Here is a 25881-nt window from a genome sequence, read left to right as displayed (position 1 = left end):
GGAAACGCCGCCCCAGGAGAGGCCGGCCAGGGGAGGCGCCGGCCCGGGAGGCGTCAGCCGCCGAGGGAGCGCTGTGCCGCCTCCACCCAGCGGCCCACGCCGACCCGCTCGGCCACCGCGAGGGCGTTCTCGTAGTGCGGCTTCACCGCGTCGGTGAAGCCCAGCCGCAGCGCCAGATCGCCCAGGGTCAGGGCGACCGGCCATAGCGCCACCACCCCGGTTCCGGCGCCCGCGATCCGGTCGGCGAACGGCTTCAGCGTGTCGTACGCCTCGATCATCCGCTCCCGGTCGTCCAGCAGCATGCCCGCCAGGGCCCGCCAGATCATCGCCAGCTCGTAGAGGAAGTCGGGGCGCACGGGCGTCTTCACCGCGATGACGGCCCTGGCGTCGCGGTGGTGGCCCGCCGAGGCGAGGGCCACCGCGTAGGCGTCGAGGGTCCACTTGGCCCCGCGCTGGTGCGCCTCGGCCAGCGGCTCGACCATCTCGGCGGCCCGCCCGTTCACCAGGTGCAGGCAGAACGTGGTGATCAGCGGCAGGTCCTGGCGGCCCTCCAGCATCCCGGCCTTGGCGGTCAGCCGGGCGGCCTCGCGGTAGGCGCGCTCCGCCCCGGCGAAGTCACCGGCGATCATCAGGCGCTGCCCGGCGTACCAGGCGACCACCGAGGCCGGCGCGGACAGGCCGTACTGCCTGGCCAGCCGCTCGGCGGCGGCCACGTGCGCGTCGGCCTCGGCGAACGCGCCCGAGGCGGCCGCGCACTCCATCAGCACCAGGTGGGCCAGCGCCTGCACCGAGATCTGCCCGGTCGCCTTGCCGACCTCCAGCAGTTCCCTGCCGATGACCTCGCGCTCGCCCACCGGGGTGATCCCGTACGACTGGCGCAGCCGCCCGCTCAGCGCGGTCGCCAGCAGGGCGGGGTCACCGGAGCGGCGGGCCAGCTCCTCGGCCTCCAGCGAGGCCTGCTCGCCCCGGGGGGTGGCCGACCCCTCCAGCTCCAGCGCGAGCGTGGCCAGCAGGCTCGCCCGCAGCGACTGCTCACCGGCGGGCAGCTCGACCAGCGCCTGCTCGGCGACGTCGACGATCTCCCAGGCGGTGCGGGTGAAGTCGCGGGCCATGCCCTTGTGCGGCACCGCCAGCGAGGCGGCCACCCGGGCGGTGAGTTCCAGGTTGCCCAGCGGCAGCGCCGCGTCCATCGCCTCACGCCGCCGCCTGCGGGCCGCGGCCATGTCGCCGCAGAGCGCCAGCGCCTTGATCAGCCGCAGGGTCAGCAGCAGCCGATCCCTGGTGCTGTCGGGCGTGTGGGTGATGCCCGACCTGTCGAAGGCGGCGATGGCCTGCTCCCACAGGGTGGCCGCCTCGCGGTGGGCGAAGCGCCGCTCGGCCTGCTCGGCGGCGAGCCCGGCGTAGTGCACCGTCTTGCCGGCGGTCTCGCTGGTGCCCGCCGAGTCGTAGTGGTGGGCCAGCGCGGCCACGTCGCCGGGGTTCCTGCGCTCGATCACCGAGGCCACCGCGGCGTGCAGCCGGGAGCGGCGCAGCCGGGAGGCGTCGGAGTACAGGGTGTCGCGGACCAGGTCGTGGTCGAAGCGCAGCATGCCGGGGCCCGGCTCGGTGACCAGACCGGCGAGCAGCGCCGCCTCCACCGCGTCGACCACGGCCTCCTCGTCGCCCGAGACGTCGACCAGCACGTCCACGTCGACGTCCCGGCCGATCACCGCGGCCTGCAGCAGGATCTGCTGGGCGGTCGCGGGCAGCCGGGAGATCCGCCTGCGCAGCACGTCGCGGACGCCGGAGGGCACGCCGGAGATCACCTCGGCGGCCGTCGCGCGGTCGCTCACCGCCTCGGCGTCGAGCAGGCGCACCGTCTCACGGACGAAGAAGGGGTTGCCGCCGGTGCGCTCGACGATGCTGTTGACCGCGTCCTCGTCGACCTCGCGCACGCAGGTCGCCCTGACCAGCTCGGCCACCGCCTTGGTGTCGAGTCCGGTGAGGCCGACCCGGACGGGACCGAGCCTGGCCAGCGCGGCCAGCACGTCGGCCTGCTGGTCGCTCAGCTCGCTGTCGCGGCAGGTCACCACCAGCAGCACCCGGCTGGTGGCGAGGAGGCTCGGCAGCGCGCGCAGCAGCGCCAGCGTCTGGTCGTCGGCCCAGTGCAGGTCCTCCAGGGTGAGCAGGATCGGCGTCTCCTTGGCGACGGCGGCGAGGTAGCCGCCCACCGCCCGGTGCAGCCGGAACCCGCCGGAGGCCTGGTCGTCGTCGGGCTCGGGGGCCGCGTCGTCGAGGAGCGGCGCCAGCAGCGAGGCGTACTCGCCGGGCCCGGCCGCGTTCACCAGGGTGCGCAGGATCTCCACCCACGCCCAGCCGGGAGGCGTGGCGCTGCTGTCGGGACAGGCGCCCGAGGAGATGCCCCATCCGTCGTCGGACAGCCGCCTGATGAGCTGGCGGACCAGGGTGGTCTTGCCCGCGCCCGCATCGCCGCTGATGATCGCGACGGTGAACCGGCCGGTCCTGGCCGCGGCGGTGGTCAGCCTGCCGAGCTCGGCGTCGCGGCCGACGAACGGCTCCGGCTCCAGCGGGGGAAGCTCCACCTGGGCCACCGTGGGCCTGGGCGGCCAGGTCTCCGCGGCCACCTGCTGGCGCTGCCTGCCCGGCGGCGGGGTGGCGAGTTGCAGGCCGGGATCCTGGGACAGGATGTCGGACTCCAGCTTGCGCAGCGCCGGGCCCGGGTCGATGCCCAGCTCGTCGGAGAGGATCGTGCGCGCCCGGCGCAGCGCCGCCAGCGCGTCGCCCTGCCGCCCGCAGCGGTACAGGCCCAGGGCGAGCAGCCGCCAGCCCTCCTCGCGGAGCGGGTGCTCGGTGGTCAGCGCCTCCAGGTCGGGCACCGACTCGGCGGGCAGACCCATCCGCAGGCCGCTGTCGGCGTGCCGCTCGCGGGCCACCAGGCGCAGCTCGGTGAGCCGGTTGACCTCGGCCTCGGCCCACGGCTGGTCGGCGAAGTCGGAGTACGGGGTGCCGCGCCACAGGCCCAGGGCCTTCTCCAGGCGGGCCCGCGCGGAGGCGGGGTCGTCGCCCTCCAGGTGCTCTCCGGCGGTACGGACCAGCGTCTCGAAGCGGAGCGCGTCGACCTGGTCGGGAGCGGCGCGCAGCGCGTAGCCCGAGGCCACGGTCACCAGCAGCCGGTTGGGGCCCCCGCGCGGACGGCCCGGCTCCAGCACCCTGCGCAGCCGGGAGATGTAGACCTGAAGACCCGATTGGGCACCCTTGGCCGCGTCGTCGTCCCACAGGTCGTACAGCAGGGAGTCGACGGGAACGACCTGCCCGCGCGCGACGAGCAGGCGTGCCAGGACCGCACGTTGACGAAGCCCGCCCAGGTCGAGCTCGTCCTCACCGGAATACGCCTCGACCGGGCCGAGAACTCGGAAAGCCACCATGTCAGCCGCCACGCTATGTGGGCCTTCCAATCGCATACAAGGTATTTCCCAATCTAGCGGCTGATCGACTCCTTTTCAGGGGCCGGAGTGGCGTTCTCGCGCCTGCGCAGGAACGTCCACACCCCCAGCGCCAGCCCGCCGAAGGGGATTTCGACAGTGTAGGTCCAGAACCCGAAAAGCAGGGCGGCGGCGGTGGCGGAGTCCAGCGGAGCGCCGAAGAAGACCAGCGCGCCGATGGTTCCGGCCTCCATTATTCCGGTACCGCTGGGAGTCACCAAAGCGGTGGTCAAGACCCTGGACAGGGCGAAGGCGGCGATCGACTGCGCCAGGCCGGGGTAGGCGCCGGTCGCGTGCAGGCAGACGACGAGGATCAGCCACTGGAAGCCGAGGAAGAAGACCATGCCCAGCGTCAGCCCGGCCCAGCGGCTCCGCACGATCTCGGAGGTGTCGGCCCGCAGCCTGACCAGCGCCCCGGAGGCGGCGTGCTCGCCGGGACGGATCCGGCCGGGCAGCAGCCGGGTCAGGGCGTCGAGGCCGCGGCCCAGCACGTTCGCGGCGCGGTCCCAGTAGAGGGCGACGGTCACCACGGCGACCAGCGCCAGGATGGACAGCACGCCGACCCAGCCCGCCCTGGTCACCGAGGGGCTGAGCGGCTGCCCGCTGAACAGCAGGGCCACGATGCCCGCCGCGGGCAGCAGGAAGCGGAACAGGGTGTTCCAGATGCCGGTGGTCAGCGTGGAGACCACCACCGGCCGGGTGGGAAAACCCCACCCCCTGGTCATCGCGAACGTCATCGCCACCCCGGCCGCGCCGCCGAAGGGGAGCAGGTTGCTCACCGCGCTGCCGCTCGCGTTCAGCGTCAGGGCCTGCAGGTGGGTCAGCCCGGGAAGGGAGGCGGTCAGCACGAAGGTGTAGGCGAGGAGGCTGAGCAGCCAGACGGCGGCCATCAGCGCGACCTCCCGGGGCCCCAGCGCGGCGAACTGCGCGCCGATCTGCGCCCAGGAGACGTGCTTGCCCGTCAGGGCCGCCACGACCTGGGGCATGAAGAACACGAGCGTGGCGGCGAGTGCCAGCGACACGACCGACAGCCCGACCTGGAGCAATCTGCTCTTCATGTGACACGCCCGCTCTTCATCCGGCACCCCCGGCCAAGTCTGCCGGTCCCCACCTCATCCTTTCGGAGGAACTTCGAAGGGGTGCCTCAGCCGGGAGCCTAGAGGGGCGTCCCTGCGGACGTACCACTCGGTGCCGAAGACGAGACGGTACAGAGGCTGGGGGATCTTGAGCATGACCCCGAGCGTGCGGGTGTCGGCCCCGGTGGCCTGGGAGGCGTGGGCGGCCATGCTCGCCCGCTTCTGGCGGGCGAAGCGCCGCACCGCGACCCGGTGGGTGATCACCTCGCCGGGGGAGTACGCCCGCTCGAAGGCCCGGATGTCGAGCTGCGGGTAGAACCTCCTGGCGAGCCGCAGCCCCCGCAGCAGGGGATCGCGGTTGACGGTGGCCTCCAGCACGATCGGGGTCCTCGCGATCTCGGCCGCCCGGCCGCCGACCCGGTGCACCTGGACGTGGTCGGGATGGCCGTAGCCGCCCGCCGGGTCGTAGGTCGTCAGCAGGTCGGCCTTCTCCTCGGTGAGGATGGCGGCCAGCCGCCGGGCGGCCTCCTCGGCGTCGGCGTCGATGAAGGCGTCGTCGGGCCGGTCGTCGGCGACCCCGCCGCCGGGCGCGAGCCCGGAGTCGCCGTAGCCGAGGTTCACCACGCGGGCGCAGCCGAGTGCCGCCGCCGATTTGTACAGCTCGGCCATGCGGGCGGCGCCCAGCGCCTCACCGGGTTCGAGGTCGGCCTGGCCCCGCTCTCCCGAGGTCGCCACGACGAGCACCACCCGGTGGCCCTCGGCGGCGAGCATCGCCATGGTGCCCGCGGTGAGCAGGGCCTCGTCGTCGGGATGGGCATGAAAGAACACTGCTGTCTTGACACTGCTGATCAGGCTCACTCCGTTCGCGCGACTCGGACGCGCCCACGCGGGGCACGCAGGCATGATCTCACGCGGGTCTACGCTGGCACGGTGAGGATCCTCCACATCAGTGACTGTTATCTGCCGCGTCTCGGCGGGATCGAGGTGCAGGTCGCCGATCTGATCCGGATGCAGCGGGAGGCGGGTCACCAGGTCGAGGTGGCGACCGCCACCCCGGGGGAGAGCCTTCCCGGGGTGCACAGGATCGTCGCGAGACTACCCTTCGACCTGCCGGTCCATCCGTTCGGGACGGGACACCTGCTCCGTCTGGTGAGAGCGCGGCGCCCCGACGTGGTGCACGTGCACACGGGCGCGGTCTCGCCGTTCGCCTGGATGGGCGTGCGGGCGGCGACCCGCGCGGGCCTGCCCGTGGTCGTCACCGTGCACAGCATGTGGGACCCGGTCACGCGGGCGGTCTACCGGGGACTGCGGCTGCTGTTCGGGTGGCACCGCTGGGGGCTGGTGGGCACCGCGGTGAGCGAGGCCGCCGCGCTGCCGATCCGCGCGGTGGCCGGGGCCGGCGTGCCGGTGCACGTGGTCTCCAACGGCCTGGACGTCTCCGGCTGGCGCTCCGCGCCCCTTCCCGCGTCTCCTGCGCCGTCTCCGGCCGATCACGTACGCCCCGGGCCGGGCGGGGATCCCTCGCCGCCCGAGCCGGAGGGCGGTCCGGTACGGCCCGAGCCGGTGCACGTCGTCGCGGTGGGGCGGCTCGCGCCCCGCAAGCAGCCGGTCCGGTTGCTGAAGCTCCTGCGGGAGGCCCGTGCCCAGGTGCCGGGGGAGACGCCGATGCGGGCGACCGTCGTCGGGGACGGTCCGGCCCGGTCGCAGATGGAGCGCTATCTGAGGGCCAACGGCATGACCGGCTGGGTCTCGCTCCCCGGCCGCTACAGCCGCGACCAGATCCGGGAGCTGCTCGCCTCGACGGACGTGTTCGTCGCCCCAGCGCCCCGCGAGTCCTTCGGGCTGGCGGCGCTGGAGGCCAGGGCCGCGGGGGTGCCGGTGGTGGCACGCGCGCAGAGCGGGGTGGCCGACTTCGTGCGGCCCGGCAAGGAAGGGCTGCTCGGGAGGAGCTTCGACGACCTGGTCGCGTCAGTGGCCAGGCTGGTCCGCGACCGCGAGCTGCGCGAGTCGATCGCGGCGAACAACCGGGAGACCGAACCCGCCCGCAGCTCCTGGCCCGCGGTGCTCGAGGGCTTCGAGCGCTGCTACGAGCAGGCCCGCGCCGCCAGGACCTGACGTGCCCCGCCTCGCGCGGGCGAGGTCCGGCGGTCGCGTGGGCCGGGGCGGAGCCGGGCGGGCTGGGTGGGCCGGGTGGGCCGGGTGAGGCGGGGCTGAGGCGGGGAAACGTGCGAGGCCCCTGCCGCGCGGCGGCAGGGGCCTCGATGGAACCCGATGGAACCCGATGGAACCCGATGGAGATGGTCGGTACGGCCGCCGCACCGCACTGCCCCCCGCAGGCGGGGCGGCGGCCGTACCCGGAGTGCCTCCTGTCACCAGGGGGCACGAGTCCGGTGGACGGGTTCGTCCAGGAGCGAGCGCCTAGGAGCAGGCCGCGGCGAGCTTGGTGCTCGCCTCCTGGGCCTTCGTCGCCAGCGATCCCGCGGCCGTGGCGGCCGCGGCCGGGTCGTTCGGGTCGATCTTGACCGACTCGAAGGACGTGGCGAGGTCGTTGAGGGCGGTGGCCACCTCGCCGTCGGCCGTGCCTGCCAGCGCCTTGAGGTCGGCGGCGAGCTTGGCGGTGGCGTCGTTGTACTTGTTGAGGTCACCGGCGCTCGCCGCGGCGGCGGTGGTGAAGTCCGCGAAGGGCTTCGACCACGCGGCCTCGGTGCAGACCGCGCTGTTGGCGGACGACGCGCCACAGGCGGCGGTCATCGATATGAGAGCGATTCCCGCGGCGGCGGCGACGGCGAGACGGCGGGAAGAGAGGGCGCGGAACATTTCTGCCTTTCATTGCATTTCGTGACAGTTGGAACTGTAGGCAGGGTTCCTTGCGGATCACTTTCATGGCACTTACAACAGTGACTCGTGTGACCTGACGTGATTTCGCCCCCGCGGTGGGTAAGGGCGAGGCATGGCTGAGGCGATCGTCGATCCCGGTTCCGGTCAGCACTCGCTCAAGCGGGTCATCGGGCGCAGGGTCCTCCTTCTGTTCGTGGTGGGCGACATCCTCGGCGCGGGCATCTACGCCCTGGTCGGGAAGGTCGCCGGACACGTCGGCGGGGCGCTGTGGGTGCCCTTCCTCGTGGCTTTCGTGCTGGCCGCGCTGACGGCGACCGCCTATGCCGAACTTGTCGGCAAATATCCTCAAGCAGCCGGTGCTGCGCTTTATGCCAATAAAGCGTTCAATATTCCCTTTGTCACTTTTATCGTGGCGTTCGCGGTGCTGATGAGCGGGATCACCTCGGCGAGTGCGGCCGCGCGGGCCTTCGGCGGCGACTATCTGGAGGAGTTCGTCACGCTGCCGGTCGTCGTCGGCGCGTTCATCTTCCTCGGCCTGATCACGCTGGTGAACTTCGCCGGGATCTCCGAGTCCATCAAGGTCAACGTGGTGCTGACGATCATCGAGGCGTTCGGCCTGCTGGTCATCATCGCGATCGGGATCTTCGCCCTGGTGTCCGGTGACGGCGACCCGGCGCGGGCCCTGGAGTTCCACCCGGCCAACGGCGCCTTCCTCGGCGTCCTGGGAGGTACGGCCCTCGCCTTCTACGCCCTGCTCGGCTTCGAGGACTCGGTCAACCTCGCCGAGGAGGCCAAGGAGCCGCAGCGAGACTTCCCCCGCGCGCTCTTCGGCGGCCTGACCATCGCGGCGATCATCTACATGGGGGTCGCGTTCACGGCGACCATGCTGGTCGACACCAAGACGCTGACGGACTCGTCAGGCCCGCTGCTCGAGGTCGTCAAGGTCGCCGGGCTGGCGTTCCCGCCCAAGTTGTTCGCCCTGATCGCGCTGCTCGCGGTGGGCAACACCGCGCTGATCAACATGCTCATGGCCTCGCGCCTGGTCTACGGCATGGCGCGTGAGGGGATCGTGCCGGGGGTCTTCGCGGCGGTCCATCCGACGAGGTCCACCCCGTGGGTGGCCATCGTCTTCACCGTGGGTGTCGCGGCGGTGCTGGTCGCCACCGGCGACGTGGGCGGCCTGGCCGACACCACGGTGCTGTTGTTGTTGTGCGTCTTCACGCTGGTCAACGTGGCCGTGCTGGTTCTCCGCAAGGACCGGGTGGACCACGATCACTTCCGGGCGCCGAGCTGGATGCCGGTCCTGGGGGCGGTGGTCTGTTTCGTCCTGGTGCTTCCGATCACCGGCAGGGGCGTGGACGTCTACGTCCGCGCGGGAGTGCTGCTCGTGATCGGAGTGGCCCTCTGGTTCGTCAACCGGCTGTTCCTCTCAGAAGGGCAGCGCTCGTCCTGAGGGCGTACGGAGGTCCAGGGCGACGGGTTTCCGGGGCGGCCGGGGCTTTTGGAGGATAAGAACCTTTTTCATGTGATACTCCCTCTTTGTTGGAGTTTGAGAGAGACTACGTCACCTGACCGACTTTTTCACGGATTTTTTACCAAGCGCGCGCAGGTCTGGGGTGGGGTCAGGGGTTCTAGGGGTCGTGTGAGCGCGCGGATCCGGGTGGTGTCCAGGGCGGAGGTCTGCCCTCCGGCGTCCCGGTCGTGTCGTCGAGGGCCTTGTCGTAGCGTTTGGGAGTAATAGCCCGCCATGTCCGCACAGTAAGCGGCTCATGTTTCCGGCAGTGACACCGTGTGTTCCAAGTCCGCGACCTCGGCGCCGCGCGAGGCGGCCGGGCCGCGACCTCGGAGACGAGATCAGCGGCGAGTATCAGCGGCGGAGCACGAAGGCCTTCTCGTCGTCGCCCACGCCGACCGAGCCCACCGCCCACAGCGTGCCGGTGCCCGGCACCCGGGTCAGGCCGGTGCCGCCGACGTCGTCGGTCTCGTCGTACTGCTGGGTGGTGGTGTAGGTGCGGAACAGCGGACCGTACTCGCGTGACCAGACGGTGCCGTCGAAGCGGAGGATGAGCACCTGCCCGGCGTGATCGGCGTCGACGCCGCTGATCCACAGGTCACCGGGGCCGGAGGCGGTGACCCCGTGCAGGCTCCCCCGGGAGACCGGCACCTCGACCCGCGTCCAGCGGGTCCCGTCCCAGCGCATGACGAGCGGCCGCGTCTCCTCGCCGCCCGCCCGGGCGTCCGGCGGCGTCTCCGCCTGGGCGCTCGGTCCGGTCCCGTCCTCCGGTCGCGTCCCCGGCCGGGCCGCCGGGGCGGCGGAGACCTGCCCGACCGCCCACACCTCCGACGGCGAGACCTGCCAGACCTGGCTGAGCCGGCCGCCGGGGATCGGAGGCGTCTCCAGGCTCTCCCACGATCCGGCCGTGCCGTGCCAGACCAGCGGGGTCCGGGTCTCGCTCGTTCCCACCGCCCAGACGTGCCCCGCCCCGGAGGTGATCGCCTCGAAGGTGCCCCCGGTGCTCAGCGCGTTGCGGAACTCGCCGCCCGCCCACTCCAGGACGACCGCGCCGGAGGGGCCGTTCGCGGTGAACCACGCGTCGCCGCCGCTCGCCGTGACGTCCGACAGCCGGTAGTCCTCGGCCACCCCGAAGGGCCGGTGCGGAGCCCACGCCCGCCCGTTCCAGTGCGCGGCGAGCGCGCTCGGGCCGTTGCCCACCACCCACACGTCGTCGGGCCCGGCCGCGCCGACCCCCTCCAGGTGGTGGGCTCCGGCCTCCTCGCCCAGGGGCATCTCCCGCCAGCGGTTCCCGTTCCAGCGGAGGACGGCGGGCGTGCCCTCCCTGTCCTCGGCGCTGTCCTGGTATCCCACGGCCCAGGCGTCGCGGGGCCCGGTCGCCGCCACGTCGAGCAGCGCCGTGCCGCCCGACAGCTTCGCGCCCCCCACGGCCGTCCACTCGGCGGACGCGGCGACCGCCCCGGTCGCCACCGGACTCGCCGAGGGGTCCCGCGGCGTGAGGCCCGGGGAGGTGGAGCCGGGGGAGGCTGGGGTCCGCGAGGCCGTACCGCCCGGCGCCGGCGTCGCGGTGGGCGCCGCCGGGGCCGCGCCGCACGCGGCGGTCAGGAGCGTTCCGACGACCAGTACCGCCACCGGGCGCGCTTTCAGCATGCCACCATTGTTCCGCATGCCTTCGTCGTCCGGCCGTGCCCGCGATGATTAGAACCGCCTGGCTGGGGCACCGGGGACTTAGGCGGGAGAGGATGCCGATGTCGAAGGCTGAGAGGGACGAGAGATTCCGCGTCCGAGCCGACAAGCACAGCCATTTCACCGCCCTGCACGCGGTGGGGGCACTGGACTACGGGTCCTCCCCGCTGCTGAAGGAGCAGGCCGACGCCGCGTTGGGTGCGATGGACCACCCGCGCCTGGTGATCGACCTCACCGAGGTCACCTTCTGCGACTCCACCGGATACGGCGTGCTCATGTACGCCCTCACCCGCGTCCGCAGGGTCGCGGGCTCCCTCGTCCTCGTCGGCCCCTCCACCGTGATGAGGCAACGGCTGAGCCGTCTGGGGGTGGCGGAGCTGTTCGACACCCGGCGCACGGTCGAAGAGGCGGTGGAGGCGTTTCCCGAGACGACGTGAACGGCCGGGCCTCTCCGCACCAGGGCGATCCGTACCGTATGGGACAGTTACTGTTGCTTGGGCAAAGGGTCGGTCAGAGGGTTGGTCATGTTCATGGGAGATGAGCCGGAGACGGTCTTTACCGCCACATCCGGACTGCACGGTACGACGCTCGTCGTACGGGCGAGTGGAGAGCTTGATCATTACCACACGTCCGTGCTGCGCGAGGAGATGGGGAGGGCATGGGACTCCCTGCCCTCGCCGATGCTGATCCTCGACCTGTCCGCCCTGACCTTCTGTGACTCCTCCGGGATCGGCGAGCTGCTCCAGGTGCGCCACCAGGGCCTGAACAGGGGGGTGCGGGTCATTCTCACCGGCGTTCAGGGCAACCTGGCCAGGCGGCTCCACCTCGCCGGCCTGATCCAGGTGTTCGAGGTGTTCCCCTCCGTGGCCGACGCGCTCGAGGTCGCCTGAGGCTCCGGCGCGTACGGGGTGCGACGGCGCCTCTTGATCTCGGTGGGACGGTCCGGCAGAGTCGTCCCGTGTCTGCGTGCCGGCGCCGGGCACGGGCCGGCCGAGAGGGTGCATGGTCACGAGGTCGCGGATCCGGGGTGTGCTGGTGGCACTCATGGCCCTTGTCGTCCTGGCCGGTTGCTCCACGGCCGCGACGCCTCCGACGGTCCCGCGGGCGCAGCCGTCATGGCATTCCCTGAACGACCCGGACACAGGTGCCGTGGCCGAAGAGGTCTGCCCGAAGGGCGACGGGCCGAGAGGGGTGGACTGCCGGTCGAAGGTCCCGGGATACGACACCTGCGTGAAGCGCCATCCGGCGAAGACCTCTGTGACCTCCGCCACGCTGTGCCGGCAAGCGTTGATCGTCCAGGTGGGATGCAGGTTCGGAGAACGGGCTGTTTTCAACGACGGAAAGGCCTGTGCCGCGTCGTTCGAGTCCTATCTGTCGTGCCGGACGGGAACTCCCGTCCGGTCCGACGAGGTGTGCGCCGCGGGTGAGAGAGAGTTCGCGCGCTGTCCGTTCACCTTCGACCCGGCCGGTGGATTCGACTGCGTGAAGGCACGGGACGCCTACTACGAGTGTCGCGACGACAGGCGGGGCGACGACCCGTTCTGCTCGACGTACATCGAGGTTCTCGGTTCGTGTCACACGCTGAGGGTCGGCTGCTCCGGCCTTCTCGACAGGTATCTCGTGTGCGTGGACGAGGATCTTTCCCCGAACGAGTGCGCCTTCGGTCTCACCATGAGAACGAACTGTCTGCGGGATCTCAAGGACGGCATCTTCCGGCAGACCGCGACATGTGACTCCATATGGCGTGGTTCCCTCAGGGACTGCGGTGGCACGCAGGGGCTTGACGTAGACGGGCCCACACCCTGTACGGGTGGTGGCGCCTGGCAGACGTCGAGTCACTCGATCTGCGAGAAATCCGGGGAACCCGCGGAAACGGTCGGGGTGGCCTACGTGTATCCGTCGAGCGCAGGCGTTGGCCGGATGCCCGTTTGCTGGGCACCCGAGGACGGGGCGCGCCCGATGCTCGAGGCGGCCGGGGAGGCCTACGGCAAACGAGGCGTTCGCCTGGTACACCGTCACGGCGAAACCCGTCACGAACCCATGTGATCACCATGACGTCGCCTCCGGCGACATATGGATCATGTACTTCGAAGGGGACGAGACCGGGGAGCCGATCATCGTCGTGCGGGCGGGGTGACGCCGGCGCCGGTACCCCACGGCGACACCGACGGCGCGGACCGGCGTGCGCCGGTGTCCGCCCGATCTCCGTGGGAGCTCCCCGCGGGTCAGGCGGTGGCGTGGGTGGCGTGCTCCTGCCGCAGCCGGATGCCGCCGACGCGTCCCTCGCGCTCGCGGAGGATGGTGCGGAGCACCCGCAGACCGTCACGGACGGCGTGCAGGTTGCTGGCGCCGTGGATGCGGCTGCGCTCGTGGCTGGGGACCTCGCGGATGACGAGACCGGCCTGGGCGGCGCGGATGTTCATGAGGGTCTCGATCTCGAAGCCGTCGCAGTCGAGGTCGAGAGCGTCGAGGTGGCGGGCCCAGAAGGCGTTGTAGCCGTAGCACAGGTCGGTGTAGCGGGTGCCGTACAGCCGGTTGGTCATCTTGGTCAGCACCGTGTTGCCGAGCGAGCGGATCGGGCTGATGTCGTCCGAGCCTCCGCCGGGGGCGCAACGGGAGCCCTTGGCGAAGTCGGCGCCCTCGACCAGCGCGGTCACGAAGGCGTGGATCTCCCGGCCGTCGGTGGACCCGTCGGCGTCGATCATGACGATGATGTCACCGGTCGCCGCGGCGAAACCCTCGGTGAGAGCGTTGCCCTTTCCCTTGCGGGTCTGGCTGACGACGCGCAGTCCCGGACGGAGGGCCTTGGCCACGGCCACCGTGTCGTCGGTGGAGTTGCCGTCGACCAGGATCACCTCGTCGATCCAGGACGGCAGGGTCGCGAAGACGTGGGGGAGGTTCTCGGCCTCGTTCATGGCGGGGACGACCACGCTGACACTGAAGGCAAAGGGGGCGCTGTTCATGGTCACAAGGTCTACCGAACCGCCTGCAGAACGCTTGAAAGCCTCTTGCAACCCCGTAGGTGACGGAGGATCGTGCCTGTTGACCTCCCCTTGGGAGCGGCGGGAAGGTCTCTTCGCCAACCGTTCCCGAAGGGGAGGCGCGACCCGATGTGGATCGCCGGGGGTCGTCAGAAGGGGAGCGTACGACCCGAGGGGCTGCGCAGATCGAGCGGCACCGGTTCACGGGGCGGACGCGGACGTTGCACGACCAGGATCCTTTTCACGGTGCCGCTCCATTCTGGGCTTGATCACCGGGTGTTACCCATGCCAGGCCCAAGAATCACCTATCTCCGTATCACATGAAGAACACTGGCCACACGCTCCGCGGCCGTCGCGACGTCCTCCGCGTGGCCGATGCGCCCCGCCCAGGACAGCCAGAACCACCACTCGCCGTCCTCCTCGTGGGCGGCGAGCACGTCCTCGGTCCTGGCGGGGGCCATGGGGTTGATCACATGAAGCCGTGGATAAAGCCCTGCGGCCGACCTCAGCCGCACCTGGAAGGCGTGCGCCTCCAACTGGGCGGCCAACCGACGCAGGTGGTCGATGCCCTGGCCGTGCTCTGCCATCATCCGGATCACTCCTGGCGGACACTCGTGACTTGCTTCTTTGCAGAGTGCGGTTTTGTGGCACTTGAGGCAATCGGTCCCCCCGCAACCCCCCTCGGGAACAGTGGAATAGACCGGAAAGTCGTTGATGTTCCGTGGAGAAACCGCGAATAAAAGGAACGTCGCGCACAGCCGCGTTTACGCTGAGGTGCGTGTTTGTTAATGTTGTGTAAACAGCGACCGGGAGGGGCGCCGTGGCCCGAGGTGAGCATTCCCCCGCGTGCGCGCGACGGTGGCGGGAGCAGGCGGCGTCCAGGCAGTGGACCCACTGGCAGACCGCGCAGGCCATCCACGGCTGCTGCGGGGCGAGCCTGCTCAAGGCACACCGCCTGGCCAGGGGATGGTCGGCCAGGCAGTCCGTGCAGGAACTGGAGGAGCTCTGTGAGCGCCAGGACCTGGGCGAGGCGCGGGCCAGCATCGACCTGCTCAACGCCTGGGAGAACAACCGGGCACGGCCGCGCCCGCAGACCATCGATCTACTGGCCCGACTGTACCGCGCGAACGCCGTAAGACTGGGTCTGGCCGGAGACTACTGCGAGGACGGCGGGGGCACCAAGGTCGTGGTCGTCTCCGGCGGCGAGGCCCGCGCGCCGTACCAGACGGAGGAACGGGAACGGTCCGAGGACGACATCGAGCGGCGGGCGCTGTTCCACCACGCCCTGCTCGGCTCGAAGTCCGTGATGACCGGCCGGCTGCTGGCCGAGGTCGAGCGGACCCGCCAGGACCTGGACCGTACGCTCGCCCTGGCCACCGTCTCCGAGGAGCAACTCGACCGGCTCGACGAGCAGGTGCTGCGCTACCGGCGCGAGTACATCAGCAGCGCGCCGCTGCCGATGCTCTACCGGCTCATGCTGGAGCTGTCGGACGTCCGGATGCTCTCGCTGGCCCGCCAGCCCGCGATGGCCCAGCGCCGCCTGCTCAACGCCACCGTCATGCTGGCGCTGCTGTCGGCCGACGCGCTGATGAAGCTCGGCGACACCCGCCAGGCCCACGCCTGGTACGGCACCGCGCGCAACGCCTCCGACGACATGGGCGACGTGCGGCTGCGCGCTCTCGTCCGGGCGCAGCAGGCGATGCTCCCCTACTACTACGGCGACCTGGCCGAGACCGTGCGACTGGCCCGCGAGGCCAGGATGCTCGCCGGCAGCGCGCCGAGTTCCCCGGCGGCGCTCGGCGCGGCGGCGGAGGCGCGGGCACTGGCCCGGATGGGCGAGCACAAGGCCGCCAGGATCGCGCTCGCCGAGGCGGAGCGGATCTTCGCCAGGATGCCCCCCGAGGGCCACGACCACCTGGCGTTCCGCTTCTCCGAGCGGCGGCTGCAGTTCTACCGGATCGGCACCCTGATCGAACTGGGCGAGGACGTCGACTGGAACCCGGGGCCCGCCGGGCCCTCGATGCCGTACGCCATCGACCCGGTCCTCCTCCTGCTCGACCAGGCCGCGCACCTGGTCCGTGACGGCAAGATCGACGACGCCTGCCACCTGGCGGAGAAGGCGCTGCTCCAGGTCCCGCCGGAACACCGCACCTCCATCGTGCTCAACCGCGCGCGGGCGCTGCTGTCGGAGGTGCCGCAGACCAGGCACAGGGCGGCGGCGGTGCGACGACTGAACGACCTGGTCACCGGCGCGGCGCCGGTCGGCTGATGAACGCGCTCGCCGAGGAGGCGTTCACCGTCCTGCGGGAGGTCTGCGAGGACCTCGGCATCGACCACAGGGACGCGGAGTTGCTGCGGGTGCGCAGCAACGCCGTCTTCAAGCTGCGCAGCGAGATCGTGGTCAGGATCGCCACCGCTCCCAACGCGCTGACCCGGCTGCCGCTGGTCCTCGCGGTGGCGCGCTGGCTCGCCGAGCAGGGGTTTCCCGCGGTGCGCCCGGCCGACGAGATCTCCGAGCAGCCCGTGGTGCACGAGGGCAGGGTCGTCACCTTCTGGCACTACGTTCCGGCCAGCGGCCGTCCCACCACCACGGAGCTGGGCGAGATCCTGCGCAGCCTGCACCTGCTGCCGGTCCCGCCGGTGGCGTTGCGGCGTTTCGTCGACCCGCTGTGCGAGGTGCGCCGCGCCGTGGACCGGTCCGAGGAGCTCACCTCCTGCCAGCGGGCCTGGCTGCGCGACCGCATCGCGGAGCTGACGGAGCGCTGGTCGGACCTCGGCGTGGACGACGCGCCGGTGTTGCTGCACGGCGACGCGTGGATCGACAACCTGCTGCGCTGCACGGACGGTCACGTGGTGCTCTGCGACTGGGACGGTGTCGCGGTCGGCCCCCGCGAGTGGGACCTGGTCCACACCTACCACGGCCAGCGGCGCTTCGGCCTGACCGCCGCCGACGTGGACGCCTTCGCCGACGCGTACGGCAGCGACCTGCGTTCCTGGCCGGGATACTCCACTCTCATGGAGGTCAGGGACATCTACGCGGTGGGCATCCACATCCGCAACGCCGCCGCCGACCCGTTCTCCCGGCGCGAGCTTCCCCGCAGGCTGGACTCCCTCACCCGAGGTGAGCAACATGCCCGCTGGTACATGGCCGAACCCGTTACTGTCTCCCAGTAAAGATCTTAAAACGGGGGCATGGTATGCCAAAGGTCACTCTGCGTAATACTTTCCATGTTCGCAACACCCCGGAGGCGCTCCGCGCCCATCTGAGCCAGCCGCAGAGCTACGTGGGGCTCTCGCCGATGGTGGTCGCCGTCAAGGACGTCGAGCGGGGCGAGGCCGAGACCCGTTACACCTCGGTGGAGCGGTTCAGATTCTTCGGCCTCGTCAAGTACGACAACATGATCAAGGTGACGTTGCGGAGCACGCCGCGGACCGTCGAGGGTGAGGTCGACAGCCCCGGCGGGGTGCGCCTGGACTACCGGTTCACCCTCAACGAGAAGGACGGGGGCACCGAGGTCGAGGACATCCTCGTGGTGCACGCCTGGGTCAGGCCGCTGCTGGGCTACGCCGCGAGGAAGGCGCGCGAGGTGCAGCTCGCCCGCGCCGGGGTCCTCGCCTCCCGCCTGGGTTCCGCTCCCTAGGCTCCGGCCCCCGGGTTCCCTCCCCTGGATGCCGCCTCGGGTCCCGTCACGGGTCCCGTCACGGGCGGCACGGCGGGATCCGCGGGCCAGGACCTAGGCTGGGGCGCGTGAGGGCGCCCACGGTCACCGGGAAGGTCATGGCCATCCTCGGCGCGTTCCTGCCGGGAGACGTGCGGCTGACGCTCACCGAGATCTGCCGCCGGGCCGAGCTGCCGCCCGCCACCGGCCACCGGCTGGTCAAGGAGCTGGTGGAGGGCGGGTTCATGGAGCGGCTCCCCGACGGCTCCTACCGGGTCGGGATGCTGCTGTGGCAGATCGGCGCCCAGGCCGCGGAGCCGAGGGAGCTGCGCGAGCTCGCCCTGCCGTACATGGAGGACCTCTACGCCGCCACCCGCGAGAACGTGCAGCTCGCGGTGCTCCGCGACGACCGGGCACTGTACCTCGAGCGACTGCGCGGGCCCACCTCCGTGCCGGTCGTCTCGCGCGTGGCGGGGGAGTTGCCGCTGCACGCGACCGGGGTCGGCAAGGTCCTGCTGGCCTTCGCGGATCCGGAGACGGTGGAACGGGTGCTCGCCGGGGAGCTCACCCCGCACGCGCCGAACACGGTGGTGGACCCGGCGCGGCTCCGTACCGAGCTGGAGGAGGTCCGCAGGACCGGGATCGCCCGCACGCAGGAGGAGATGTCGGTGGGCACCTGCTCGGTCGCGGCGCCGGTACGGGGGGCGGGCGGCCGGGTGGTGGCGGCGCTGTCGCTGGTGACCTGGCGGCACACCGCCGATCCGCGACGGCTGGCACCGGCCGTGCTGTCCGCCGCCGCCGCCCTCTCCCGCGACCTCGCCGCCGCTCCCCGCTGAGCGTTCGCGGCCGCCTCGCGCCGCGTGTCTCCCGTCGCCGGTGTTTCCCGCCGCCGGCCTCCCGCTCCGGTACCTCCCGTTCCCGCCGGACGTTCACGGCCGCCCCCGCCCCCGCTCCCGCAGGGTGGGGTTTTCCGCTGAGCGGAAGGGGACGGTGTGCGAGGGCGGACGGTACGGAATGCTCGGTGCATGCGAACTCAGGTCGGGATCGTCGGCGCGGGACCCGCCGGGCTGCTCCTCTCCCATCTGCTCCACCTGCGGGGCATCGACTCGGTGGTCCTGGAGGCGCGGAGCAGGGAGTACGTCGAGCAGCGCGTGCGGGCCGGGGTGCTGGAGCAGGGCACGGTGGACGTGCTCAACGAGGCGGGTGTCGGCGACCGGATGCGCGCGGAGGGGCTTCCGCACCACGGCATCGAGCTGCGCTACGGCGGGGCCGGGCACCGCATCGCCTTCGAGAAGCTGGTCCCCGGGCGGGCCATCACCGTCTACGGCCAGCAGGAGGTCGTCAAGGACCTCATCGCCCGGCGGCTGGCCGACGGCGGAAAGATCCTCTTCGACGTCCCCGACGTCGCGCTGCACTCGCTGGAGCAGGACCCCTACCTCACCTTCCAGGGCGAGCGCCTCGACTGCGACGTGATCGCCGGGTGCGACGGCTTCCACGGCGTCTCGCGGCCGTCGATTCCCGAGGGCGTCCTGTCGGTCTTCCAGCGCGACTACCCGTTCGCCTGGCTCGGCATCCTCGCGCGGGTCCCGCCGTCGTCCGAGGAGCTGATCTACTCCCACAGCGACCGGGGCTTCGCGCTGCACAGCATGCGCTCCCCGGAGATCAGCCGCTTCTACCTCCAGGTCCCCCCGGACGCCTCGCTCGACGACTGGCCGGACGAGAGGATCTGGGCCGAGCTGCGGGCCCGCCTGGAGACGGTCCCGGGGTTCGCGCTGGCCGAGGGGCCGATCATCTCCAAGGACCTGTCGGCGATGCGCTCGTTCGTCGCCGAGCCCATGCGTCACGGCAACCTCTACCTCGCCGGGGACGCCGCCCACATCGTGCCGCCCACCGGTGCCAAGGGGCTCAACCTGGCCGTCGCGGACGTCCGGCTGCTGACCTCGGCCCTGGCGGAGTTCTACGCGACGGGCTCCACCGGACTGCTGGACACGTACTCCGACGGCTGTCTCAAACGCGTCTGGCGCGCCCAGCACTTCTCCTGGTGGATGACGACGCTGCTGCACACCTTCGACGCCGACGACCCCTACGGGCGGCGCCTGCAGACCTCCCACCTCGACTACGTCACCTCCTCCGAGGCCGCGGCGACCACGCTCGCGGAGAACTACGTCGGCCTGCCCTTCGACCCCGGAACCCTCCCGTGACTCCCGCCGGCCCGCACCCGCACCGATTCACCTCCGCACCGACTCATCCCTGTACTGACTCGTCTCCGCCGGCCGTGTCACCGTGCTGCGAGTGCCCCGGACGAGCCGCTCCTCGGGGCACAGCCCCCGGGAGCGGGACCCTGAGGGGGAATGCCCTACCACTACGGGCCTTCGCGCAGTTCAGGGGCGTATAGCGGTAAATATCCCCGATGGGCGGGCCCTACCCCGTCCCGGGGGCCATCCGGGACCGTTCAGGGGAGGCCGAGGGCTGTCTCCGATACTCCGTGATCTTGCTCGTCGCCATCGTTGAGGCATGGGAAGCCAGGCGTTCACGCGGCACACGATGATCCTCGGCGGCTACGCGGCGATCGGCGCCGGAGCCGTCACGATGCTCGGACTGCACGTGGTCACCGGTCTCGATCCGGTGCACACCGTGATCAGCGAGTACGCGTTCGAGGCGGACGGCTGGCTGCTGCCCCTGTCACTCACGCTCTTCTCCGTCGCGGCGACCATCATCGGGACCATGCTGGCCCGTCGCGGCGAGGATCGCGCGGTGGCCCTGCTGGTCGGGACCTGGGGCCTGTGCATGCTGCTGATCGGCGCCTTCCCGACCGACGAGCCCGGCGTGCCGCTGTCGATGTCCGGTGGCATCCACCGGTACGCGGCGTTCGTGGCCTTCCTCACGATGCCGGTCGCCGGGCTGCTCCTGGCCAGGCGGTACGCGACCAGCCCGTACGCCCGCCCGGTCCGGCTGCTCAGCCTGGCCGCCCTGGGCGTGCTGGTCCTGGTGGTCCTCCCGTACGTGGTGCGGATGCTCGGTGTGGACCTGACCAACGACGACATCCCCGCCGGGGTGATCCAGAGGCTGGTGGTGGGGTTCGAGGTGGCGGTGCTGGCCATGCTGGGGCTGGTGGCCGGTGCCAGGCACGGCCGCGTCCACCGTCCGCTCCCGGCGACCGCCCGCGCCTGACCGTTCCCGCGCGGTCCGCTCGGACCGACCGTTCCCGGCCGAACGTTCCCGCGCGGTCCGCTCCGCGTGGCAGGTTGACGGTCCCGGTGCACCGGCCTACCTTCGCAGGAAGCGACCGCTCGGTACGTCACCGCCGGCCGGTCGGACCATCCCCCGGAGGACGCGCATGCCGGTCGTGAACACCGTCAGAGGTCCCGTCGACGTCGCCGACCTGGGCCGGACCCTCATGCACGAGCACGTCTTCGTCCTCTCCCCCGAGCACGTCGACAACTACGGCAGGGGCACGTGGTGGGACGAGGAGTACCGGGTGGCCGACGCCGTCACCAAGCTCAGGGCGGTGGCGGCCAAAGGCGTGAAGACCGTCGTCGACCCGACCGTGTGGGGACTGGGCCGCTACATCCCGCGTGTGCGGCGGGTGGCCGACCAGGTGCCGGAGCTGAACATCGTCGTCGCCTCCGGGATCTACTCCTTCGACGAGGTCCCGCACCAGTACGAGCACCGGGGCCCCGGCCTGATGATGGACGTGCCCGAGCCGATGGTCGAGGACTTCTCCCGCGACATCGTCGAGGGCATCGCCGACACCGGGGTGAGAGCCGCGTTCCTGAAGTGCGCGATCGAGAGCAGGGGGCTCACCCCCGGCGTCGAGCGGATCTGCCGGGCGGTCGCCCGGACCCACCTGCGGACCGGCGTACCGATCACGGTGCACACCAACCCCTCCACCGGGAGCGGGCTGGTCGTCCTGGACCTGTTCGTCAAGGAGGGGGTCGACCCGGCCAAGGTCGTGCTCGGGCACTCGGGCGACTCCAACGACCTCGACCACCTGATGCGGCTGGCCGACACCGGCGCGACGCTCGGCATGGACCGCTTCGGGCTGGACGCCTACAACTCCACGGCGTCGCGGATCGCCACCGTCGTCGCGCTCTGCGAGCGCGGCTACGCCGACCGGATGGTGCTCAGCCACGACAGCGCGTGCTTCATGGACTACTTCGGCGCGGCCTGGGACGACGGCATACCGCTGGCCGCGCCCAACTGGCACTTCGGCCACATCCACGACGACGTGCTCCCGGCCCTGCGGGAGGCCGGGGTGAGCGACGCGCAGGTGGACCAGATGCTGATCGACAATCCTCGCCGCTACTTTTCCTGACTTTTCGTTATTTGTCGTACGGCTGCCCTACGCTCCCGGAAAGTCGATCAACCGAGAAGGTGGAGCATGGCCGCGCGGAGCACTTACCTGGAACTGTCCGAGGACGGCGGGAGCTCGCACAAGTTCTACGAGGTCGTGGTCGACGGAACCGAGGTGACGATCAGGTACGGCCGCATCGGCGAGTCGGGCCAGGCCAAGGCGTCGGCGTTCGCCAGCGCGGCGAAGGCCGAGGCGGCCGCCGCGAAGAAGATCAACGAGAAGGTCCGCCGGGGTTACGCCCCCGCCGTCCAGGGGGTGCGCCAGCGCCGCGCGGTCACCCGGCGCAGCGTGGAGAGCACCCGCTCCACCGCCACCCAGGCGCCGGTGCTGTGGCGCTTCGCCAGCGGCGCGGCGGCGTTCGGCATCTTCGTCGACTCCGAGCGCTGCTGGGTCGGCAACCAGCGCGGCGACGTCTACACCGTCACCCACGGCGGTACCGTCACCGGCCGCTTCAAGCTGCCCGACGGGGTCAAGTGCATCGTCGGCGACGACTTCTGGATCTACGCGGGCGCCGACGACGGCAAGGTCTACGACCTCGGCGGCAAGGTCCCCAGGGTCGCGTACGAGATCGCCGAGGACGTCGACATCTACTGGCTGGACATCCACGACGGCGTGCTGGGCGTCTCCGACCGCGCGGGGCGGATCACCACCATCGACCACGAGGACGAGTTCCAGTGGGCGCGCAAGGGCAGGGGCGACTCGGCCTGGATGGTCCGCTGCGACGACGAGGCCGTCTACCACGGGCACTCCACCGGGGTGGCCCGCTACGACGCCGCCGACGGCACGCCGGTCTGGGAGACGCCCCTCACCGGCGCGGTGCTGTTCGGCTGGCAGGAGGCCGACTCGGTCTACGCCGGAACCTCGCGCTCCGCCGTGCATCGCCTGCGCAAGTCGGACGGCGCCTCCCAGGCGGTCTACCGCTGCGACGCCACGGTCTTCTCCTGCGCCACCGCCCCCGGCGGCCGGTACGTCTTCGCCGGTGACAACCACTCCTCGATCTACTGCTTCGACCAGAGCGGCGAGCGCCTGTGGAAACTGGCGACCGGCTGCGGCTCCGCCTTCTCCATGCAGTATCTCGACGACCGCCTCTACATCGTGACCACCGACGGCACCCTGGCCTGCATCGACGCCACCGAGGAGGCGATCAGGGCGGCCCAGGACGGCACCGTCCCCGAGGCCGTGGACGTCAAGGCGTCCGCCGGGCTGGCGGTGGTGGAACCCACCACCGCGCTGGAGACCGTGGTGTTCGACACCGTCCCCGACACCGGCGACGGCGTGGTGGTGGAGTGCTTCCGCGAGGGCGAGCGGCTCCGGGTGCGGGTGGTCAGCGAGGGCTACGACGTGCGGCGCAACGTGCAGTTCCCCAAGGGCGTGCGCGAGGCCGGGGCCCGCTATCTCGTCGAGGGCGTCCGCTTCTCCGAGCGGGGCGGTTTCTACCGGGCGTACGGCGACATCAGGCGCCTGCTCTGATCTTCCCGCCAGGCTGTCGGCGGCAAAACTGACGAGATTTTGTCAGATACTGCCCCTTCCTGGCCTCTCTTCCGGGTGGATGTCCTAGCGTCCGATACATGGTGCACGACTTTCACGGTGCGGTCCCGGCGAGGACGGGGAAGAAATCCCCAGGTGAAGGCTCGGCGCGCGAGGGATTCGCGCGGGAGGGCTCGGCGCGCGGCGGGGAGAGCGCGGTCGCCGTCGTTGTGGAACTGAACGTTTTCCCGCTCAAAAGCGCGGGCGGCATCTCCCTGGCCGGCGCCGAGCTGACACCGACCGGGCTGCGGCACGACCGCGAGTTCATGCTGGTCCGGCCGGACCTGCGGCACCTGTCGCAGCGGGAGCTGCCCCGGCTGGCGACGCTGCGGCCCGCGTACGACGGCACGAAGCTCGTCGTGAGCGCGCCCGGGGCGGTGACACCCCTGGTCCACGAGCCGGTGGACGGGCCGGTGCTGGAGGTGACCGTGCACGGGAAGTCCTGCCAGGGCGTGGACCAGGGGGAGGTGGCCGCCGCGTGGTTCTCCGACCTTCTCGGAGCGCCCTGCCGCCTGGTCCGCTTCGCCGGTACCCGGCCCACCTCGCGGGGCGGCGGCACGCTGGCGTTCGCCGACGCCCACCCGCTCTCCGTACTGTCACGCGAGTCCCTCGACGACCTGAACCGGCGCGTGGACGGCCCGCTGCCGATGGACCGGTTCCGGCCCAACATCGTGCTGGAGGGCCTCGGTCCCTACGGCGAGGACGCGTTGTCCACGCTGCGCGTCGGCGCCGCCGAGATCGAGTTCATCAAGCCCTGCGCGCGCTGCGTCATCATCAACGTCGACCAGGACTCCGCACGCAAGAACGGCGAGCCTCTCCGGGTGCTGGCCGGCTACCGGACCCGGGTCTTCGAGGGCGATCGCGGCGTCATGTTCGGCCGGCTCGGCATCCCGCGCGCCCTCGGCACGATCGCGGTCGGTGACACGGTCACCGCGTCGTGAGCGGCGGCGAACGGGAGAAGCCCGTCGCGGGCCGGAACCGAGGGTGAGGGTTCCGGCCCGCGACGGGCCGGGTCAGGCCGGGTAAGGCCGGGTAAGGCCGGGTCAGGTCGGTCGGGGTCGGTCAGGTGGGGGCGTTCCACTTCTGGTTGGCGGTGCCGGTGCAGGTCCAGATCTGCAGGCGGGTGCCGTTGGCGCTGGACTGGCCGGTGGCGTCCAGGCACTTGTTGGCGGCCGGGTTCACGAGATCGCGGGTCGCGGCGTTGTAGGTCCACCGCTGGGCGGTGGTGCCGTTGCAGTCGTACAGCTGGATCTGCGCTCCGTCGGCGGTGGAGGCGGCGGTGACGTCCAGGCACTTGCCGAGGGCGCGCACGGTGCCGTCGGTGCCCAGGGTCCACTGCTGGGCGGTGGTGCCGTTGCAGTCGTACAGCTGGATGGGAGTGCCGTTGGCGGTGGAGGCGGCGGCGACGTCGACGCACTTGCCGCCGATACCGGTGATCTGTCCCGTACGGCCACCGCCGCTGGGCGGGGCGTAGACGCGGACGTAGTCGACGGTGAGCTGCTGGGGGAAGGTGGTGGAGGCGTCGGGCGAGCCGGGCCAGTTACCGCCCACGGCGAGGTTGAGGATCATGAAGAACGGGTGGTCGTAGACCCAGGGGTTGCCCCGCGTGTCGGCGGGGGTCTTCCTGGAGTACTGGACGCCGTCGACGTACCAGGTCACCGCGCCGGGTTCCCAGTCGACGGTGAAGGTGTGGAAGGCGTCGGCGAAGGCCTGGCCCGCGGGGAGGTTGTAGCTGCCGCTCAGCGGGTTGCCCCCGGAGTAGCCGGGGCCGTGGAGGCTGCCGAGCACCTGCCCGGGGACGCTGCCGACGTTCTCCATGATGTCGATCTCGCCGTTGGCGGGCCACTGGGCCCCTCCGGTGCCCAGCATCCAGAACGCGGGCCACATGCCCTTGCCCCGGGGGAGCTTCATCCGCGCCTCGAAGCGGCCGTAGGCGCGGGTGAAGGTCGCGGCGGTGGTCAGCTTGCCCGAGGTGTACTCGCACGAGCCGTACCAGCAGCCGAGTCCGGCGGGGTTGCCCTTGCGCGCGGTGATGACCAGGTTGCCCGCGCCGTCGTGGGCGATGTTCTCGTTGCCGGCCGTGTAGTACTGCCGCTCGTTGTTCCCCCAGCCGCCGCCGCCGACGTCCCGGCGCCACTTGGTGGTGTCGGGGCCGGCGCCGGAGGCGGCGTTGAACTCGTCCGACCACACGAGGGGGCCGGGGGCGGGCGCCGCCAGGGCCCGCTGGGCGGTGGGCTGGGCGGCGGTGCTCCGCGCGGCGGTGGCCTGGGCGCCCGCCGGGGAGGGGACGAGCGTGGCGGAGCCGAGGGCGAGGAGCGTCGCGGCCAGGAGGCCGCCGAGCCGCGCGCGCCGCGTCCGCGAGCGGCCCTGCGAGTGGTCCGGTGAGTGGCTCCGCGAGTGGCGGGGGCCGGGAAGGGGCGCCGGGCTGGTGGAGATCATCGGCTGTTCCTTTCGATCCGGTGTCCGCTGGAGGCTGGAAGGACTGGAAGGGGGCGTCACGGTCTAGAAGCCGGCCGTGATGCGGGTGAACTCCCAGTTGGGCTGGGAGATGCCGCTGCACTCGGAGCCCGCGTCGCCGCCGGGGCAGGGGCGGTCGCGGTTGACCGCCCAGTAGGCCAGGCGGGTCAGGCCCTTGGACCTGGCCCAGTCGCGGATCTGGGTCCAGGCCGCCACGGTGGTCAGCTCACCCTGGTCGGACAGGCCGTTCATGCCGGAGATGCCCATCCGGGCGTACGCCTGCGCGTCGGTCCAGCCGTTGGCGGCCT

Annotated in this window: 22 protein-coding genes and 1 pseudogene; 14 read left to right on the top strand and 9 right to left on the bottom strand. The window is 71.4% G+C overall.

Features of this window, described 5'->3' with window-relative positions; genetic code table 11:
- Nucleotides 1-53 precede the first annotated feature (53 nt).
- From ACVCAG_RS20420 to ACVCAG_RS20410, 3 genes are read right to left on the bottom strand one after another with little or no spacing between them, the layout of a single operon-like run.
- Entirely contained in the window at nucleotides 54-3425 is a 3372-nt protein-coding gene (locus ACVCAG_RS20420) for a BTAD domain-containing putative transcriptional regulator (protein WP_440081402.1), read from the bottom strand.
- A 53-nt stretch (nucleotides 3426-3478) separates the two neighbouring features.
- Complete coding sequence (locus ACVCAG_RS20415) at nucleotides 3479-4540, bottom strand: lysylphosphatidylglycerol synthase domain-containing protein (protein ID WP_440081401.1); 1062 nt, start codon at nucleotides 4538-4540, stop codon at nucleotides 3479-3481.
- Between the two features lie 54 nt (nucleotides 4541-4594).
- Nucleotides 4595-5386, bottom strand: coding sequence for a PIG-L family deacetylase (locus ACVCAG_RS20410; RefSeq protein ID WP_440081400.1), 792 nt, complete (start codon nucleotides 5384-5386; stop codon nucleotides 4595-4597).
- A 102-nt stretch (nucleotides 5387-5488) separates the two neighbouring features.
- Here ACVCAG_RS20410 and ACVCAG_RS20405 point away from each other — a divergent pair, with 102 nt between their 5' ends.
- The gene (locus ACVCAG_RS20405; RefSeq protein WP_440081399.1) at nucleotides 5489-6673 is read left to right on the top strand and encodes a glycosyltransferase; all 1185 of its coding nucleotides are present in this window, start codon (nucleotides 5489-5491) and stop codon (nucleotides 6671-6673) included.
- A gap of 303 nt (nucleotides 6674-6976) precedes the next feature.
- On the opposite strand, the gene ACVCAG_RS20400 is transcribed toward ACVCAG_RS20405, so the two are convergent.
- On the bottom strand, nucleotides 6977-7375 hold the full coding sequence (locus ACVCAG_RS20400) for a hypothetical protein (protein WP_440081398.1): 399 nt from the start codon (nucleotides 7373-7375) through the stop codon (nucleotides 6977-6979).
- 133 nt (nucleotides 7376-7508) lie between these two features.
- Here ACVCAG_RS20400 and ACVCAG_RS20395 point away from each other — a divergent pair, with 133 nt between their 5' ends.
- Nucleotides 7509-8849, top strand: a complete 1341-nt coding sequence (locus ACVCAG_RS20395; protein WP_440081397.1) for an amino acid permease — start codon at nucleotides 7509-7511, stop codon at nucleotides 8847-8849.
- A 414-nt stretch (nucleotides 8850-9263) separates the two neighbouring features.
- Here ACVCAG_RS20395 and ACVCAG_RS20390 read toward each other — a convergent pair whose 3' ends face one another.
- Nucleotides 9264-10559, bottom strand: coding sequence for a hypothetical protein (locus ACVCAG_RS20390; protein ID WP_440081396.1), 1296 nt, complete (start codon nucleotides 10557-10559; stop codon nucleotides 9264-9266).
- A gap of 98 nt (nucleotides 10560-10657) precedes the next feature.
- Between ACVCAG_RS20390 and ACVCAG_RS20385 the strand changes: the two genes are divergently transcribed.
- The 3 genes from ACVCAG_RS20385 to ACVCAG_RS20375 all read left to right on the top strand — a co-directional run bounded on the left by ACVCAG_RS20385 (nucleotide 10658) and on the right by ACVCAG_RS20375 (nucleotide 12641).
- Nucleotides 10658-11032: an anti-sigma factor antagonist gene (locus ACVCAG_RS20385; protein ID WP_440081395.1), complete on the top strand. Its 375-nt coding sequence runs from the start codon at nucleotides 10658-10660 to the stop codon at nucleotides 11030-11032.
- 87 nt (nucleotides 11033-11119) lie between these two features.
- Nucleotides 11120-11485, top strand: coding sequence for an anti-sigma factor antagonist (locus tag ACVCAG_RS20380; protein WP_440081394.1), 366 nt, complete (start codon nucleotides 11120-11122; stop codon nucleotides 11483-11485).
- A gap of 259 nt (nucleotides 11486-11744) precedes the next feature.
- On the top strand, nucleotides 11745-12641 hold the full coding sequence (locus ACVCAG_RS20375; protein WP_440081393.1) for a hypothetical protein: 897 nt from the start codon (nucleotides 11745-11747) through the stop codon (nucleotides 12639-12641).
- A gap of 179 nt (nucleotides 12642-12820) precedes the next feature.
- Here ACVCAG_RS20375 and ACVCAG_RS20370 read toward each other — a convergent pair whose 3' ends face one another.
- Together ACVCAG_RS20370 and ACVCAG_RS20365 are read right to left on the bottom strand one after the other, a co-directional pair.
- Nucleotides 12821-13558: a glycosyltransferase gene (locus tag ACVCAG_RS20370; protein WP_440081392.1), complete on the bottom strand. Its 738-nt coding sequence runs from the start codon at nucleotides 13556-13558 to the stop codon at nucleotides 12821-12823.
- A gap of 323 nt (nucleotides 13559-13881) precedes the next feature.
- Nucleotides 13882-14166: a hypothetical protein gene (locus ACVCAG_RS20365; protein ID WP_440065807.1), complete on the bottom strand. Its 285-nt coding sequence runs from the start codon at nucleotides 14164-14166 to the stop codon at nucleotides 13882-13884.
- A gap of 230 nt (nucleotides 14167-14396) precedes the next feature.
- Between ACVCAG_RS20365 and ACVCAG_RS20360 the strand changes: the two genes are divergently transcribed.
- From ACVCAG_RS20360 to ACVCAG_RS20320, 9 genes are all read left to right on the top strand, one after another.
- Entirely contained in the window at nucleotides 14397-15845 is a 1449-nt protein-coding gene (locus ACVCAG_RS20360) for a helix-turn-helix domain-containing protein (RefSeq protein ID WP_440081391.1), read from the top strand.
- Nucleotides 15845-16750, top strand: coding sequence for a phosphotransferase (locus ACVCAG_RS20355; RefSeq protein WP_440081390.1), 906 nt, complete (start codon nucleotides 15845-15847; stop codon nucleotides 16748-16750). Before ACVCAG_RS20360 ends, ACVCAG_RS20355 begins: the two co-directional genes overlap by 1 nt.
- 23 nt (nucleotides 16751-16773) lie before the next feature.
- Complete coding sequence (locus ACVCAG_RS20350) at nucleotides 16774-17217, top strand: SRPBCC family protein (protein ID WP_440081389.1); 444 nt, start codon at nucleotides 16774-16776, stop codon at nucleotides 17215-17217.
- Between the two features lie 107 nt (nucleotides 17218-17324).
- Nucleotides 17325-18071 (top strand): IclR family transcriptional regulator domain-containing protein, encoded by a 747-nt coding sequence (locus ACVCAG_RS20345; protein WP_440081388.1) that lies wholly within the window; start codon nucleotides 17325-17327, stop codon nucleotides 18069-18071.
- A 189-nt stretch (nucleotides 18072-18260) separates the two neighbouring features.
- Nucleotides 18261-19436 carry a 4-hydroxybenzoate 3-monooxygenase gene (locus tag ACVCAG_RS20340; protein ID WP_440081387.1) on the top strand — a complete coding sequence of 392 codons (1176 nt, stop codon included), beginning with the start codon at nucleotides 18261-18263 and terminating at the stop codon, nucleotides 19434-19436.
- 313 nt (nucleotides 19437-19749) lie between these two features.
- Nucleotides 19750-20406 (top strand): DUF998 domain-containing protein, encoded by a 657-nt coding sequence (locus ACVCAG_RS20335; protein ID WP_440081386.1) that lies wholly within the window; start codon nucleotides 19750-19752, stop codon nucleotides 20404-20406.
- A gap of 166 nt (nucleotides 20407-20572) precedes the next feature.
- Nucleotides 20573-21550 carry a phosphotriesterase family protein gene (locus ACVCAG_RS20330; protein ID WP_440081385.1) on the top strand — a complete coding sequence of 326 codons (978 nt, stop codon included), beginning with the start codon at nucleotides 20573-20575 and terminating at the stop codon, nucleotides 21548-21550.
- A 66-nt stretch (nucleotides 21551-21616) separates the two neighbouring features.
- A complete protein-coding gene (locus tag ACVCAG_RS20325; protein ID WP_440081384.1) occupies nucleotides 21617-23059 on the top strand; it encodes a WGR domain-containing protein in 1443 nt (480 codons plus the stop codon).
- 98 nt (nucleotides 23060-23157) lie between these two features.
- Entirely contained in the window at nucleotides 23158-24057 is a 900-nt protein-coding gene (locus ACVCAG_RS20320) for an MOSC N-terminal beta barrel domain-containing protein (protein ID WP_440081383.1), read from the top strand.
- A 121-nt stretch (nucleotides 24058-24178) separates the two neighbouring features.
- Here the strand turns inward: ACVCAG_RS20320 and ACVCAG_RS20315 are convergent, their stop codons facing one another.
- Nucleotides 24179-25555 carry a ricin-type beta-trefoil lectin domain protein gene (locus ACVCAG_RS20315; RefSeq protein ID WP_447190112.1) on the bottom strand — a complete coding sequence of 459 codons (1377 nt, stop codon included), beginning with the start codon at nucleotides 25553-25555 and terminating at the stop codon, nucleotides 24179-24181.
- Between the two features lie 63 nt (nucleotides 25556-25618).
- Nucleotides 25619-25881: pseudogene (locus tag ACVCAG_RS20310) on the bottom strand (chitinase); the annotation flags it as partial.

The sequence above is a fragment of the Streptosporangium sp. G12 genome, from assembly GCF_052983175.1.
This window is presented reverse-complemented; position numbering and strand designations above follow the sequence as displayed.